The 14,765-nt window shown below is 49.9% G+C and carries 15 protein-coding genes and 1 riboswitch; of the genes, 9 read left to right on the forward strand and 6 right to left on the reverse strand.

Going from position 1 to position 14,765, the window contains the following annotated elements:
• Positions 1–20 precede the first annotated feature (20 nt).
• Both ACN0R1_RS06420 and ACN0R1_RS06425 read left to right on the forward strand, forming a co-directional pair.
• Entirely contained in the window at positions 21–281 is a 261-nt protein-coding gene (locus ACN0R1_RS06420; RefSeq protein ID WP_151058300.1) for a hypothetical protein, read from the forward strand.
• Between the two features lie 35 nt (positions 282–316).
• Complete coding sequence (locus ACN0R1_RS06425; protein WP_417581063.1) at positions 317–1,120, forward strand: hypothetical protein; 804 nt, start codon at positions 317–319, stop codon at positions 1,118–1,120.
• A 5-nt stretch (positions 1,121–1,125) separates the two neighbouring features.
• On the opposite strand, the gene ACN0R1_RS06430 is transcribed toward ACN0R1_RS06425, so the two are convergent.
• Complete coding sequence (locus tag ACN0R1_RS06430) at positions 1,126–4,398, reverse strand: SNF2-related protein (protein WP_417581065.1); 3,273 nt, start codon at positions 4,396–4,398, stop codon at positions 1,126–1,128.
• Positions 4,399–4,586: 188 nt separating this feature from the next.
• On the opposite strand from ACN0R1_RS06430, the gene ACN0R1_RS06435 reads away from it, so the two are divergent.
• Both ACN0R1_RS06435 and ACN0R1_RS06440 read left to right on the forward strand, forming a co-directional pair.
• On the forward strand, positions 4,587–4,880 hold the full coding sequence (locus ACN0R1_RS06435) for an ArsR/SmtB family transcription factor (protein WP_417581067.1): 294 nt from the start codon (positions 4,587–4,589) through the stop codon (positions 4,878–4,880).
• A 65-nt stretch (positions 4,881–4,945) separates the two neighbouring features.
• On the forward strand, positions 4,946–5,998 hold the full coding sequence (locus ACN0R1_RS06440) for a permease (protein ID WP_417581069.1): 1,053 nt from the start codon (positions 4,946–4,948) through the stop codon (positions 5,996–5,998).
• A 41-nt stretch (positions 5,999–6,039) separates the two neighbouring features.
• Here ACN0R1_RS06440 and ACN0R1_RS06445 read toward each other — a convergent pair whose 3' ends face one another.
• The 5 genes from ACN0R1_RS06445 to ACN0R1_RS06465 are packed head-to-tail and all read right to left on the reverse strand — an operon-like array spanning position 6,040 to position 10,694.
• Positions 6,040–6,819: a carbon-nitrogen hydrolase family protein gene (locus ACN0R1_RS06445; protein WP_417581071.1), complete on the reverse strand. Its 780-nt coding sequence runs from the start codon at positions 6,817–6,819 to the stop codon at positions 6,040–6,042.
• A 51-nt stretch (positions 6,820–6,870) separates the two neighbouring features.
• Complete coding sequence (locus tag ACN0R1_RS06450; protein ID WP_417581073.1) at positions 6,871–7,905, reverse strand: extracellular solute-binding protein; 1,035 nt, start codon at positions 7,903–7,905, stop codon at positions 6,871–6,873.
• A 32-nt stretch (positions 7,906–7,937) separates the two neighbouring features.
• Positions 7,938–8,735, reverse strand: coding sequence for an ABC transporter permease (locus ACN0R1_RS06455; protein WP_417581075.1), 798 nt, complete (start codon positions 8,733–8,735; stop codon positions 7,938–7,940).
• Positions 8,732–9,613 (reverse strand): ABC transporter permease, encoded by an 882-nt coding sequence (locus ACN0R1_RS06460; protein ID WP_417581077.1) that lies wholly within the window; start codon positions 9,611–9,613, stop codon positions 8,732–8,734. Before ACN0R1_RS06460 ends, ACN0R1_RS06455 begins: the two co-directional genes overlap by 4 nt.
• 1 nt (position 9,614) lies before the next feature.
• Complete coding sequence (locus ACN0R1_RS06465; RefSeq protein ID WP_417581079.1) at positions 9,615–10,694, reverse strand: ABC transporter ATP-binding protein; 1,080 nt, start codon at positions 10,692–10,694, stop codon at positions 9,615–9,617.
• 151 nt (positions 10,695–10,845) lie between these two features.
• On the opposite strand from ACN0R1_RS06465, the gene ACN0R1_RS06470 reads away from it, so the two are divergent.
• From ACN0R1_RS06470 to thiS, 5 genes are all read left to right on the forward strand, one after another.
• Positions 10,846–11,691, forward strand: coding sequence for a helix-turn-helix transcriptional regulator (locus tag ACN0R1_RS06470; protein WP_417581081.1), 846 nt, complete (start codon positions 10,846–10,848; stop codon positions 11,689–11,691).
• A gap of 36 nt (positions 11,692–11,727) precedes the next feature.
• Complete coding sequence (locus tag ACN0R1_RS06475) at positions 11,728–12,231, forward strand: NYN domain-containing protein (protein WP_417581083.1); 504 nt, start codon at positions 11,728–11,730, stop codon at positions 12,229–12,231.
• Positions 12,232–12,342: 111 nt separating this feature from the next.
• A complete protein-coding gene (locus tag ACN0R1_RS06480) occupies positions 12,343–13,269 on the forward strand; it encodes an FkbM family methyltransferase (protein ID WP_417581085.1) in 927 nt (308 codons plus the stop codon).
• A 116-nt stretch (positions 13,270–13,385) separates the two neighbouring features.
• A riboswitch (TPP riboswitch) is annotated at positions 13,386–13,489 on the forward strand.
• 114 nt (positions 13,490–13,603) lie between these two features.
• On the forward strand, positions 13,604–14,584 hold the full coding sequence (locus ACN0R1_RS06485) for an FAD-dependent oxidoreductase (RefSeq protein ID WP_417581087.1): 981 nt from the start codon (positions 13,604–13,606) through the stop codon (positions 14,582–14,584).
• On the forward strand, positions 14,568–14,765 hold the full coding sequence (thiS, locus tag ACN0R1_RS06490; protein ID WP_417581089.1) for a sulfur carrier protein ThiS: 198 nt from the start codon (positions 14,568–14,570) through the stop codon (positions 14,763–14,765). Before ACN0R1_RS06485 ends, thiS begins: the two co-directional genes overlap by 17 nt.

The following is a 14,765-nucleotide window of genomic DNA, read 5'->3' on the forward strand; positions in this document are numbered from 1 at the left end:
GGAGTTAGCAGAGGTGTGTTATGAAAAAACTCTCGGATGAAATTAAACACTTGGCGTCTGTACCAAGTGTTCTATTTAATTTAGCCAACGATTTTTTCTTTGTGAGTGCAAAGGATCACCAATCTGTGGCCCAGGATCATGATGACCGAAGAATCATTCTGGACAATGACGGCAACATTACGCTTAACCTGAATAGCTCTTCTGTACAGGAAGAGATGAGGCAACACTTTGCTGACTTGAAGAAAATCAAGTTGCCGGAAGACAGCAAACGGCAGAGTTAAAGGGTAGTTGCTTCGATAGCCACGGAAGGTGAGTCATGAGTTTCAGCATAATCGTAGTAATCCTGGTTATCGGTTTTCTTTATACCCGCCATCATCCACCATCCCGCTTTCGTCAAAAGCGTGAAACCGGCTGGAATTCGTATTTACACATAGCCTATTGGGGCTTCGTCTTCGCTATACTTGGTGCCGTAGTTACTGCTGTTTTGATGGTGAGTCTGGATATCTTGTCATGGATCTTTGATTTTTTTCCATACCTGCTTGGTTCGGACTACCGGATACCCTTGTGGGGTCGAGAGCTGGCTTTCGCACCCTTGCTGGGAAAGCTGGCTTGGGGGACACTGTTTGCCTTGCTTACAGGGGCGGCTCTTGCATACGGGGTGGCGATGAGTAAGGCGGAAGAACTTTCCAACAACATTGATGCCCAGATGCTTGAGTATGCCAAGCTTGCTCAGTCAGATGGAATGGAGCAATTGCTGTTTGAGTCTATGAAAGAGAAGTTTTTAGTCCTGATTACCCTGAAATCTCGCAAGGTCTACGTAGGTAAAGTTGAGCAGCCAAGGCTCCTACATGGCGATTTGGAAAATATTGTCATTATTCCCATGCTCAGTGGATACCGAGACAAAGACACATTGAAATTTGTTGTTCAGCATAAATACTCTGATTATTATGAACAAAACTCAATTACAGAAGAGTCTGAGGGTTTGCAGTTACGTCATTTCAAAACAGTGTTGCCTGCACGTGAAATTGACTCTGCATCATTGTTTGACCTGAAAACCTATGTACAGTTTTCCCTTTTATCTGATACCAAAGCAGACGATGCGTCCTCCATTACCACATAGGCTGCTCAGTATTTACAACCAATAATACACGCTGCAATGCGCTCATCTATGGGATTGGTTGTTGGTATATCACAAAACCGTTGATGTACCTGTTCAAAGGGCAACGGATTTTTTATCAGTTCATTTCTTAGGTCAGAAAGCAGAATCGCTTTACGTCTGCCCAATGTATTCAGGTGTTCGTACCAGACAGGCCTTATCAGTTCCAGCCAGTAGTCCGCGAGTAAGGACCAGTTTACTGCACGTTGAGTCTGCGTCTGAGGATTGAGTAGATTGATCAGCTTTTCCAGAAAGCTCGCTTCTTGCGGTGCAGCGCTTTTCACCCAACTAAGTAAAATATGATTCATCTCTTGTAAGGCTACCTGCTTGCGTCTTGGTAAGAGTGAGCGTTCAATTTGTTTCAGGCGTGCAAGGTAGTTTTTGATCTGGGCGTAACCGGCTTCATTGTCCAGTTCTGCTGATTCAGACTGACGAGTCAGTTTAGTGTTTAGGACGCTGGTAATAGCTGCCAAATCGACAAGTGGCTCGACTGAGTCTTTAGTAAATAGTATCCATCTGGGTGCGCCGAATTCAGTGCCGGATATGCAGAAGAACCCCCAGGATGTATCTGACTCCACTGCGCTGATGCGTGTACCCGTTTCCTCAATTGAGGCGATGGCACGGTAGTGGTCTGGCTGTAACAGAGCATCTTCTCCAATGAGTGCTCTAATAGGGGCAAAAGCATCTTCAATGCCATCCCAGGCGGCTTCTTCACGCTGGGCTTGCTTGAAAATCTCGTTGTAATCCACACGGGAGTTAGTCATGTTGTCGGGCAGGTCAAAATTTGATCCTAATAGCATGGCATTGGATTCAAATCGTTCTATCAGCAGATCATCTGCATGTAAGGCAAAAGCATCATGATCGGCTGGCCAATAAACACGGATGGCTGCATAAATGCTATCCATTCGATCCACACGCCCGATACGTTGCTCGACCAGGCGCACGACCGAGGGCATGTCTAAGTGGACAACGATTGAGGCATTTTGCAGGTTATATCCTTCCGACATAGCATCGGAGCAGAGGACCAGTAGTTTGTGATCAAGGTGCTGTCGATTGTCGAGGCGCTGATTGACGTGTTTACGTTCCGCTTTGCTGGAGTCCCCCGTGGCCACCAATTGCTCGATCCCTTGAAGCAGCCCATGTTGTGCGGCTAGTTTATGCAGCCAATGTAATGTCAGAGGGTGTCTGTCAAATGCCAGAATACCAAGTTGGTCTTCATCACTCAGCAGTGTATTCAAAAGTTTGAGCTTGGCCAGTTCCCGGCTGTCATCCATCTGTTCGAGTAATTGCAAGATGGACCGATAGGTTTCAATCTCTTGGTCACGAGCCTGGTAGAAGGCGGTTGCATCAAGCAACCATGCTGGAATGTCGACGGTATCCGTGCTTTCAGGCAGTGAAACCTTGGGTGGCTCATCTCGCTGTTTCAGATTAAGGATCATGCCTTTATGCGAACCAGCTTCTTTAGCAGTGAAACCAAAGTGCTCTTTAACTGACTCTGAACCCGCAATATGAGCCCAGGCGGATACCCGGGATGAGCGCAGGTGCGACATGACATGGTAGATGGCACTGCGTTTGGCCATGTGAATGCGCTGATTTAACACCTTTTGCGGAGACAGGGGTTCGCCCTCAGGGGATCGGAAAGCTTCTTCCTCAATCGCTTTGCTGATAAACGCTACACCTTTCAGCTGCTCGGCCAGTTGTCTGATTTGAATAGCCAAGCTGATAGCGACTTCTGTTTCACCTGTCTGATAGGACAGGGCGTTATGTTGAGGGTAGCGACATGGCTCACCACGTTTGTTGCGGTAGGCGTCAGGCTGTTGGTCAATCAGGTGATTAAATTCGCGCTTGGTTCTGCGTACGGTAAAACGTGCTATTGCCTGTTTCAGTGCTTGTAAATGTTCCTCACGCGCCTGGCGCATACGCTTGGCATCCATACGCAGCCAGTGGTTAAATCCTTGTATTATCTGGGGATCAAAATTGTCAGCGCCGAGAATATTAACTAAGCAGAGTAAGTCTGACGCACTTTTGTTGATCGGTGTTGCGGTAAACAGCAGTACGTGATCAGCGAGATTACGCAACAGTGCCTGGGAACGTTTACTGGTAACGTTCAAATAGTTATGCGCTTCATCGACAGATAAAATTTGTGCCTGCTGGATTGCCATGGCGGTCAGGTCTGTAAGGTCTCCTCGGTTTACAAAGCTGAGCGCCGCCTGAGATATGGGTCGATGACTCAAGCCATAGAGTAAAAGCTCGCGTTGCCAGTTTTCAGAAACACCCGGTGGCGTAATCAGCGCTATGCCACCCCCACGTGTATTGCCAGTGCGCCAGAGTTTGTCATGAACGGCTCGCTGTAAAGCCGCTCCCATTCGTGTTTTACCTGAGCCGGTGGCATCGGCAACCAGCACGCTCCCCAAGTTTTCGATAATCCAGAGTGCCTGGGCGATACCTTGCGTTTGTGTTGGCCAGAGACTGGTTTGTTTGTGGTGAATGCCGGTATAGGACAGGTACTGTTTTGCCCAGTGGCCTTCAAGTAATTCAGCGCAGGCTCGCGCTAGACTGTCCTGCCAATCCGATGGGCGTAGCAGCGCTTCCAGTAATTGACGCAGTTCCTGTCGATAGTCACCCGCCAGACTAAACAGGGCTTCGGCATAGTCTTTTATTTCCTTATAGCGCGCTTCTTCGTCTTCGGGCTTAAATCTGATATTAGCTTCGATATTGCGCCTTAATCCAGCTTCTGAATAGTTGGATGATCCCAGAGTTACGGCGTTTTCAGTGACAAATACTTTGGCGTGCATCATCCGGCCTGGAATCTGCAGACAGGCAGCGTCCACCTGACGCATGTGCAATTTATATAGCGCAGCAAAAACATCTGGATACTGGAGTAAAGAGAGGCGCTGAGTAGTCCAGTAAGCATGGATTTCATCCGGTAAGCTCATAGGCTCCAGTGTCATTCCTGCAGTGGCGAGAGGGAAAGGCTCGTTACCGATGAGCAAACGCAGATTCTGCTCCTCTGTTAGACCTGCTATGAGTTTGATAACTCGCAGTAATGAGGTATAGCCGGTAATAATGAGTGGATCTTTATCATTTAGAAGATCAATTTGCAGTACTTGATCCACCGTATAGTCAGCATAATTGTGTGGCAGGCGGGTGTTTTCTGGAAAATGCCCTTCAGATGGCTGGCGCCGATTTTCCTGATCAGGTGCAAAAGGATCGATATAATTGAGCTGGAAAAGGCGGGACATGGGCGGGTTCTCCTTGAAATGTCTGCCAGTTATCTGGATCCGTGAATATCCACAACAGATGGGTAGAGTTTTCTAAACTCTAGTACAGATGGATGGGTGATGACCAGGTTTTGTGTGTTCAGTTTCGTCCCTGTAATTCTGTCTGAATAATTAATTTACAAAACTAGAAATGTAGTTATAATTATCACATGACAATGAATATAGAATCGACAGCCAGTGCGCTCGCGGCCTTAGGGCATCCAGCCCGACTGAGTGTGTTTCGCTTGCTGGTGCGGGCTGGACACGACGGTATGTTGGTGGGCGAAATAGCCGAGCATCTTGATATGCCCTTGTCTACGCTCGCCTACCATTTGCGTAGCTTGAAACAGGCGGGGCTGATTTTGCAACACCGTCAGGGGCGCGAAATACAAACCGTGGCTGATTATAGTGCTATGGAGGCGGCAATCGAGTACCTGATGCAGGAGTGCTGTCGAGGTATTTAAACCTCTGCTGCAGTCGAGCGCGGTTTAACTTACACAAATATAACTACATTACTGGAGATATGGTGATGATAGAGCAAAGTCTTTCTGTGCCAAGTCGCACTTCGTTATGGGTGTCTGGAATCTGGCGTAAAGAAAAGCCCTGGTTGGCGGTGATTTTGATCCTGCTGGGTTTGTGGATGCTTGATGCCGGACAGGCGGGTCAGTCACTTGATCTTATGTTACGTCAGCTTGCTTCTGTGGCGCCTTTTTTAGCGGCGTCAGTCTTGATAGCGGCATGGGCGAATGCAACCGGGGCCGATGGGTTGATTGCTCGTGCATTTGTCGGAGCACCTGCGGCTATGATCATCATGGGGGCTTTGGCTGGTGCACTTTCGCCCTTTTGCTCATGCGGGGTTATTCCGCTGATAGCGGCCCTGTTAGTAATGGGTGTTCCCTTGGCACCCGTGATGGCCTTCTGGCTGGCGTCTCCGTTGATGGATCCTGCCATGTTCGCATTGACGACAGGTATTATCGGCTTTGAGTTTGCCGTGGCTAAAACCTTGGTTGCTATAGGATTGGGGCTGTTTGGAGGGAGCGTGGTGCATTTGTTGGTGAAGGTAAATGGGTTGAGTGCACCATTACGTGAAGGCGTTGGTAATGGTGGTTGTGGTGGAGCTAGAGTGCGTTCGCCACAAGCACCCGTATGGCGTTTCTGGCATGAGCCTGAACGACTGGCTCGGTTGCGCCGCGAGGGTGTCCGTACGGCATTATTCTTGCTGAAATGGCTGGCGCTTGCCTTCTTGCTGGAAAGCCTGATGCTGGCGTATATTCCAGCCGAACGTATTGTCCAAACGCTTGGCGGTGAGGGCCTCAGCCCTATAGTACTGGCAACGCTATTAGGTGTGCCGGCCTATTTTAATGGCTATGCCGCTTTGCCATTGATTGCAACCTTGATGGAGCAGGGTATGCAGGCTGGGGCGGGCATGGCCTTTCTGATTGCTGGCGGTGTGACGTCACTGCCAGCCGCCATTGCTGTTTGGGTGCTAGTTAAACCGCGTATTTTTGCCTTGTATGTCGCGTTATCCTTGATCGGGGCTTTTACAGCGGGGCTGCTGTTTCAGTTATGGAAACTGTTTTGATGTTCCCTGAGTTGTGTCTCTCCTGTTGTGCTGGGTATACATTAGGACCACGAGCGGCTTATTGAACTCAGTGCCAGGTCCTGTAGCTGGGTTGACAGGCCGCGGTGTAATGCTGGGGAAAGATCGGTCATTAGTATGGCCGGATCTTTCCCAGCGCGGATCAGATCTTCACCGTCGGGGCCAATAATGGCACTGAGACCGGTGTATTCGGTATTACCTTCATGCCCACACAGGTTGGCATACACCACTACCATATTGTTCTCCAGTGCTCTGGCACGTGCCAGGGTTCGGGGTACGGCCAGGTAAGGCATCATGTTGGCGGTGGGGTTGAACAGAATCTTTACCTGCTGATTTGCAAAGCAACGCGCAGTTTCCGGGAACTCAATGTCATAACAAATCGATAGCCCACAGGTGATGCCATTGAGCTCAAAGGATGTAAACGCCGTTCCAGGCTGAAATAGCTGTTTTTCGGTATCACCGAACAGAAATACTTTGCGGTGATGTGCAATCGTTTGCCCATCGGCATTGATGGCCACAGCCGCATTAAAAAGGTTTCCCTCACTGACTTCAATCAGGCCACAGATTAAAGCAACCTTGTGGTTGCGTGCTATTCGGCGCAGTTGCTCTACTGATGGACCGTTGATCGGCTCTGCCAGGAGTGCTGCCTGGTTACCCACCTGATATCCAGTGAGAAACAGCTCCGGGAATACAACAGTCTGAACGCCGAGTATGGCGGCCGCTGCGCAGGTCGATTCTATAGTACACAGGTTTTTTTCCTTGTCACAGAAAGCCGATGTATCCTGATAGGTTAGAACTTTCACTTAGGTTTCCTTAACGTAGTCTGCCCTGGTGATAGCACCAGGGCTGGTCAATTACTTCAGTAGATTGGTCCAGATGCGATCATAAAGAGCGACAACGTCGGGTGAGCAGGGGGGAACGAACTCAGCTGTCGGTGCATCGGCTGGTGGGTTGAGTTCCGGTGCATTCTTCAGTTCATCCATCAGGAAGGGCGCGGTGTTATTTACCCCAGCGGTATAGCCCGCAAAATTGGTCAGCGCGGCGGCGTTTTCCGGTTCTAGCAGGAAGTTCATGAACAGCAGCGCGTTGTCACGGTTCTCAGCGCCTTTCAGGACAACCAGGTTGTCAGCCCAGGCAGTCATGCCTTCTTTAGGGTAAGCGTACTGCAGTGATGGCTTCTCAAGACGGCCGCGCAGCCCCATGCCATTCCAGATCATAGTGACGGCCGCATCTCCAGAAACCACCATTTCACGGGCGCCATCAGAGGTGATGCTCAACCAGTCATTTTTTGCTTTTAATAACAGGTCATTGACCTCAGCCAGTTCAGCTCTGTTACTGTTGCAGGTTTCAAAGCCTTTATAGCGAAGCGCGGCATTGATAACGTCATTGACGTCACGGAACATGTTGACCTTACCCTTTAGCTCATCAGGGGTGTCAAACAGTATCGCCAGAGTATCTATATCCCCCGAATAGGCGTTGGTGTCGACCATAAAAGAGGTGGTGCCGAATTGATACGGGATAGAGTACTCACGGCCAGGATCAAAGTAGACGTCAACCAGTTCTTCTTTGATGTGTTTGAAGTTTTCTAAGGCATGGGGTTGGACTTTATCCAGCAGACCCTCTTCAATCATGATGGCTACCATATAGTCACCGGGTACGGCGACATCATAGCCAGTAACGCCGGATTTCAGGCGTGCCAGCAGTGTTTCATTGCTGTCGTAGGAGTCCTGAATAACGGTCACATCATAGCTGCTGCTGAACTTATCAATCAGCTCTTGCGGCATATAGTCTGACCAGTTGTATAGCTTCAGTTCACCTGCGGCATAGAGGGAGGATGACAGTAGTAGTGTTGCCGCTGATACGGCTGCTTTTTGGGTAAAGGCTTTCATGGTTATTCTCCAGGTTTAACAAGATTTTAGGTTCATGTTTTGGGTGTGGAGCGTCGGTTGATCAGGTACACAAGGCTGACGAGGATAATCGACACCAGCAGCAACAGGGTTGATAGTGCGTTGATTTCAGGCGTGAAACCGACCCTGACCATGCTGTATATAGTTAGTGGCAGGGTGGTTGAGCCAGGTCCTGCGACCATGTTGGTGATGATGAAGTCATCCAGTGAAACGATAAATGCGAGTAAAAATCCTGACACTATGCCGGGTAAGATCATCGGAAAAATAACCAGTCGAAAGCAGGCCAGTTGGCTGGCATACAGGTCCTGGGCGGCTTCACTGTAATAGCGCTCAATACTTTTCACCCTTGAATAGATGGGTAAAAAGGCAAAAGGGATGCAGAAAACGGTATGGGCAATCAGGATGCTCTGCATGCCGAGTTGAAAGTTGATCGCAATAAAGAACAGCAGGCTGGCAATGCCGACAATGATTTCGGGCACCATGATCGGGAAATTGATAAACGTCAGTGTCGCGGTCCGACCTCTAAAGGGCTTTCCCATGACTAAAGCCAGTGCGGCGAGCAGCGCAACCAGTGTTGCAGTAAAGGCTGCGGTGCTGGCAATGGTCAGCGAATTAAGCGTGGCTTTCTGAATGGAAGGGTTTTGAAAAACCTTAAGGTACCAGTCAAAAGTGAAGCCACTCCAGTGTGTAATCGATCTGACTGAGTTGAATGAGTAGACCGCTAAGACAAGCATCGGTGCATAGAGTACGGTCAAGCAGACCCAGGTAATCAGCCGAAAACCAGGATAGCGTTTGAGGTCTGTGTGCTTCATGATCTCGCCTCCTGGCTATTACGTTTTGAAAACACAATTAACACGATAAAGATCATTACCATCAGCACCATGCCCAGCGCGGCCCCAAAGGGCCAATTACGCGAACCCTGAAATTGCAGTGCAATCAAGTTGCCGATCATCAATTGTTTTCCGCCACCGAGCAGGTCTGGAGCAATGAAGGCCCCCAGTGAAGGGATGAAAACGAGTAGGCAGCCAGCGATGATGCCGGGCTTGAGGTTGGGGAGCAGCACATACCGCCAGGACGCCCATTTGCTGGCGTATAAATCATTGGCCGCTGTCAGCAGTGAGAAGTTGAAGCGCTCAACGGCAACATAGATCGGCAAGATCATAAAGGGTAGATAGGAATAGAACAGCCCCAGTGTTACCGCAAAATTGGTATAGGCAATCTGAAGGGGGGCATCAATCAAGCCGGTCCAGATCAGGAAACTGTTTATCGGTCCCTGGTCACGGATGATGAACAGCATTGAGATGGTACGGATTAGCAGATTTACGCAGTAGGGAACGATTACCGCCATTAGCCAAAGCATCCGCGTGCTGGGCGGGCGGGTTGCAATAAAGTAGGCGGTAGGTAGTCCCAGTATCAGGCAGCAGAGTGTGGCGATGAGTGCGAGCATAATCGAGGTGAGAATGATCACCAGATAATCGGAGTTGAATACCCATTCTTCGGTGAGAAAATCTTCTTCAAAAAACAGCTGAACATACGCATCCAGGCTAAAGATCCACTCGATCCCACCGTAGGTTCCTGGCTGCAGAAATGAGTAGGTCATCAGCGTCAAAATCGGGATGGCCAGAAAAACGAATATAAGGGTGATCGCTGGCGCTAACAGGGCTGACGTTTTAGGGAGACTTTTATCCATATCAGTTCACCAGTACTCTGGCAAAAGCCGCGTCGATATTAATGCCAACCTGATGCCCCTGATGGAGTTCATCTGTGCTGACGAGGTTGTTCTGCGCCCTGACTTTAACCAATAGACCCCGCCCGACATCCACTACAAATTGGGTGTCTGTACCCATGTAGGTTTTCTGGCAGATATGGCCGGTCATTAAGGCCTTATCTGGCGCGGAAAAACTGAGGCGCTCTGGTCGAATACTGAGTTTGATCTGCTGGGACTGATCACCAGCAACTGAGTTTGGAAACTGGATGCGTACCTGATTATCCAGACGACAGGTCATGGTTTCTTGGTCGGTCTGCTCCACTGTCGCATTCAATAGATTGGTTTCACCAATGAAGTCAGCGACAAAACTGTTTGCCGGTTGGTCGTAAATAGCCTTGGGCGTACCGACTTGCTGTACTTCACCTGCTGACATCACGGCTATGCGATCGGACATGGCCAGGGCTTCTTCCTGGTCATGGGTGACAAACACAAAGGTAATGCCGGTTTCCTGCTGAATTTGTTTAAGCTCTGCTCGCATGGACTGACGCAGTTTCAAATCCAGTGCGGAAAGGGGTTCGTCCAGCAGCAGCACTTTTGGGCGAGGTGCCAGTGCTCGTGCCAGTGCCACACGCTGTTGCTGGCCACCCGATAGTTCATGGGGTTTGCGTTGACTGAAGTGGCTTAACTGCACCAGTTCCAGCATTTCATCGGCACGATGATCCATGTCTTGCTTGGAAAACTTCAGCATGCGCATGCCAAATTTGATGTTGTCGCGAATGTCCATGTGCGGAAACAGAGCATAGTGTTGAAAAACAGTATTGATGGGACGTTTGTTGGCTGGCAGGTTTTCGATTTCATCGCCAAACAAAAATATTTTCCCTTGAGACGTGCTTTCAAAGCCGGCAATCAACCTGAGTAAGGTGGTCTTACCGCAGCCGGACGGACCCAGCAGGGTGAAGAACTCACCATTCTGGATTTGCAGTGAAACCTGTTTCAGAGCAGTAAACGCGCCAAAATTTTTGACAACTTTCTCAATTGAAATTGCAGTGTGCTTGGCTTGCATGGGACGCATCCTCTCAAATCGTGCGTGGGTCTTGCAGTGTTCAGTCAAGCCGCTGTTTGGTATGCTGACTGACTTGGCAAGTACCACTTACTTGTAAGCTAAAATATAATTTATCGGTTTTAGGGGGTATATAACCCTAGAGGGGTATCTGTTGTCACAGCCAAGAAACAACCTTCGACTGCGTGATAAGTCCTTGGCGCATGTCATCAAAACCCTGCATCGTCCTGGTTTTTGTGAAGCATTTGCGCACTTCGTACGCAACCTGGCCAGCTTTGATAACCTGATTATCATTGCCTATTATCGGGATACCAATCCGGTGGTTCTGTATCGCCAATACACTGACCCAGTGGTGTATACCTATATGGATTCTGATTACCTGAATGCCGCGTATTTGCTGGATCCGTTTTATCATGCTCATCGGAATGGGTTGAAAACAGGCTTGCACCGCTTGTTTGATATAGCGCCAGATCAGTTCAAGCGCACCAGCTATTTCAATGTGTATTATCAGAAAACCACGCTGATTGATGAGGTGGCGGCGTTTGCTGACTTGAATCGTGACCTGACAGTGACCGCCTGTTTTGGCAAGGATCGATCCAGTGGTCAGCTGTTTTCAAAGCAGGAAAGGGAGCGGTTACGGCAGTATGAGTCAGTGATCTGTACCCTGATGGAGGAGCATTGGCGAGACTATCAGCCGGATCAGCCTCAGCCAAAGAATGCAAAACCGCTGGTGAGTCGGTTGATCGATACGCTACGGGTTGAGCAAGCCATCAGTTTGACAGCAAGGCAGGCCGAAGTGGCCATGTTTATATTACAAGGCCATTCTTCCATTTCCATCAGCTTGAATCTGGGTATTAGTCCAGAAACGGTGAAAGTGTTTAGAAAGCAACTGTATGCCAAGTGCCAGATCTCTTCGCAAGCCGAGCTGTTTGCGCTACTCATGCCGGTTTTTTCGCGAATATCTGCACCCACGACTTCATCGAGTGAGTCGGAGAAATGATATTATCTGGAAGCCTAAAGTAGCCAAAGTGACCGCATGTACCCAACCAAACCCAGAGAGGCTCCTTTGACCCGCATAGCCATTTTTGCCGATGTTCAAAATATCTATTACACCACCCGCCAGGTGTTTGGACGGCAGTTTAATTACCGTGCCTTTTGGCAGCAGGCCAGTGAGCTGGGAGAGATCGTCGCCGCAACGGCCTACGCGATAGATCGCGAAGATCCGCAGCAGCAAAAGTTTCAGGAGGCGCTGCGCCATATAGGTTTTGAAGTGAAACTCAAACCCTATATCCAGCGCGGTGACGGCTCGGCGAAGGGGGATTGGGATGTCGGGATTGCTATCGATGCCTTACTCTGCGCCGAGGAGGTGGATCAGGTGATTTTATTATCCGGTGACGGTGATTTTGATCTGTTGTTGCACACACTACGTGACCGCTATCAGGTCCGCAGTCATCTGTTTAGTGTCCCCGGATTAACCGCGCAGTCGTTGATCAAGAGTGCCGATGAGTGGATAGCCATCGACGCTGCCTTGCTGCAATAAAAAGATAATATTGTTAATGCTTGTAGCGTGCCATTAGGCTAACTTGGTTGAACAATGCGTATGCCGAAGCCGTGATCCTGATGCGGCGAGACTTGATGAGAGGGTTGGGTAATGAGCTTCGATAGCAATTATGCTGCGTATCTGCGGAAACTTGAGGGTGCCTTGAAGGCTCACGACTTGATAGTCGAGTCTCAGAGGTTTGAATTTACTGCTAGTGCTCTTGCCTCCGCCAAGGCAGGTGATTGGAACGGGGCCGCTGTGGAGTTGCGTGACCTGTTGCAGCAAACCTTGAGTGGAAAGCTGTCTGCCAGCCACGAATTTCTTGATCACCCCTATGTTAGATGCATCGATTTAACGGCTCAGGAGCAAATATTTGTTGCCATCGTGAACAATCAGTCACGCGAATGGTATGGCACTGAGACGGCAATAAGCGCTTTCGATTTTCTGCTCGAAGATAAGCGTGGCTTGTTCCAGAACTGCCGGCGATTCCTCGATCTTGGTGGCCATCAACTGGTATGGACATGCTTCTATGCTAGGCGGGCTTCAGACGCACAGGTCGTTTCCTATGAGCCGTCGATACTCAATGTTGTGATCGGATTGTTCAATTGCCTAGTGAACGGCGTTGTCGAGCGGGTCGATGTCGTTCCTTTTGCTGTCCTTGCCTCGAATGCGACGCCCGGTGATGGTGATGAAGCCAAAATGCTCGTAGATTACATGACGGTTCCGCTACGAGCGCGCTGTATTGACGAGCGGGCCGACGGCCTATTTGATTTTATCAAAACTGATATCGAGGGGTATGAGTTTGAGTTGCTGAACGACCCGGTATACCTCAACCTGGTGAAACACGCACAGACGACCTGTTTAGAGCTTCATCTCGGTCATCTGGTGGGGCGGGGCGTTAACTTGCAGCAGTGGGTGGAGCGTTTGCAAGCAGCAAATATTCACGGAACTGAGCTTCATTCAGAAGTGGAAATGTACGAGTTTCTAGGAAATTGCGATCCCAATGGCTTTCATTGTGTACTTGTTAAGGCGGTGTAGCCAGCGCCCGGTATGGGCTAGAAAAAACAACTGCAGTGGCGTTTATAAGGTAGGGGTAGGTCGCTGCTCATCCCAGCACAGAGCTTTACTTAGTCCTTAAAACGCTCTAGTATTTTCGTAATCCGTTGGGGTGCCCGTAAAGGCTGAGAGGTGTTTTTAACACTAACCCATCGAACCTGATACGGGTAATACCGGCGAAGGGAACGGGTAGTTTGCTGTTGTATTCCCCCTTTTCTGTTCGCTCGTACGCCCGTTTTACCTGGAGCGTTTGAGTGATGTATTCAAAGTCTGATCTGCATTTGTTTTCTCTACACCCTGTTATTCGGGGGTGGTCATGTCGGTAATTTCTATCCTCGGTGCGGGTGTCGCTGGCCTTTGTGTTGCCAATGAACTCCTGTCGCGTGGTGCAGCTATTCGCGTGTTTGATAAACAGCCACAACCTGGCCCACACGCCTGCTCCTGGTGGGCGGGTGGCATGTTGGCTCCCTTTTGCGAGCGTGAAAGCGCGGAAGAACCGGTGATCAGGTTTGGCGCTGAGGCGATTGACTGGTGGAGTGAGCATACCGGTGTCGTCACCCGTAAGGGATCGCTGGTGTTGAGCACAACCCGTGATCGTAACGAGTTAGTCCGCTTCGGTAATCGCACCCGTGATTTTGCCTTGCTGAATGAAGCCGAGGTTGCCGAGCTGGAGCCGGATCTGGGTGGTCATATACGCCAGGCTCTGCATTTCAGTGGTGAGGCCCATCTGGACCCGCGTGAAGCCCTGCTGAAGCTGGCGCAAAACCTTACCGATGCCGGTGTGCCGATTGAAGCGGGTGAGCCGGAAGCCGGTAGTGTGATTATTGACTGCCGCGGCATGGCTGCACAGGATCAGTTGCCGGATATGCGTGGCGTTAAAGGTGAAATGCTGGTGCTGCACTGTCCCGGTTTGAATATTCAACGGCCGGTGCGCTTTATTCACCCGCGCATGCCGCTGTATATCGTCCCGCGTGGTGATGGCATTTATATGCTCGGCGCTACCATGCTGGAAACGGCTGAAGGTCATCGACTGACGGTGCGCTCAGTGCTGGAGCTGCTGTCAGCGGCCTATGCCCTGCATCCGGCCTTTGCGGAGGCAGAAATTATTGAAACCGGCGTGGATGTGCGCCCGGCCTTTGCCGATAACCTGCCGCGTATTCGCCGTATCGATAACATTATTTATATCAATGGGCTGTATCGCCATGGCTATCTGCTGTCGCCAGCTTTGGCACGCTTGACCGCCGATCTGTTGTTGCTGAATAAACAGCCGGAGGCGTTTTATGAATCTTCTCTATAACGGCGAAGCCCGTGAAACCCAAACCCGTTACCTGTCTGAATTGTTGCTTGAGTGCCAGGTGGATGAAAACGCCGTAGCTACCGCACTGAATGGTGACTTTGTGCCACGTTCCTTGCGTGCCAGCACCCCGTTGCAGGATGGTGATCGTGTTGAAGTCGTTGCACCGATGCAGGGAGGCTAG

It is taken from the genome of Nitrincola sp., assembly GCF_048264025.1.
In the GTDB taxonomy this organism is placed as follows: Bacteria; Pseudomonadota; Gammaproteobacteria; order Pseudomonadales; family Balneatricaceae; genus Nitrincola.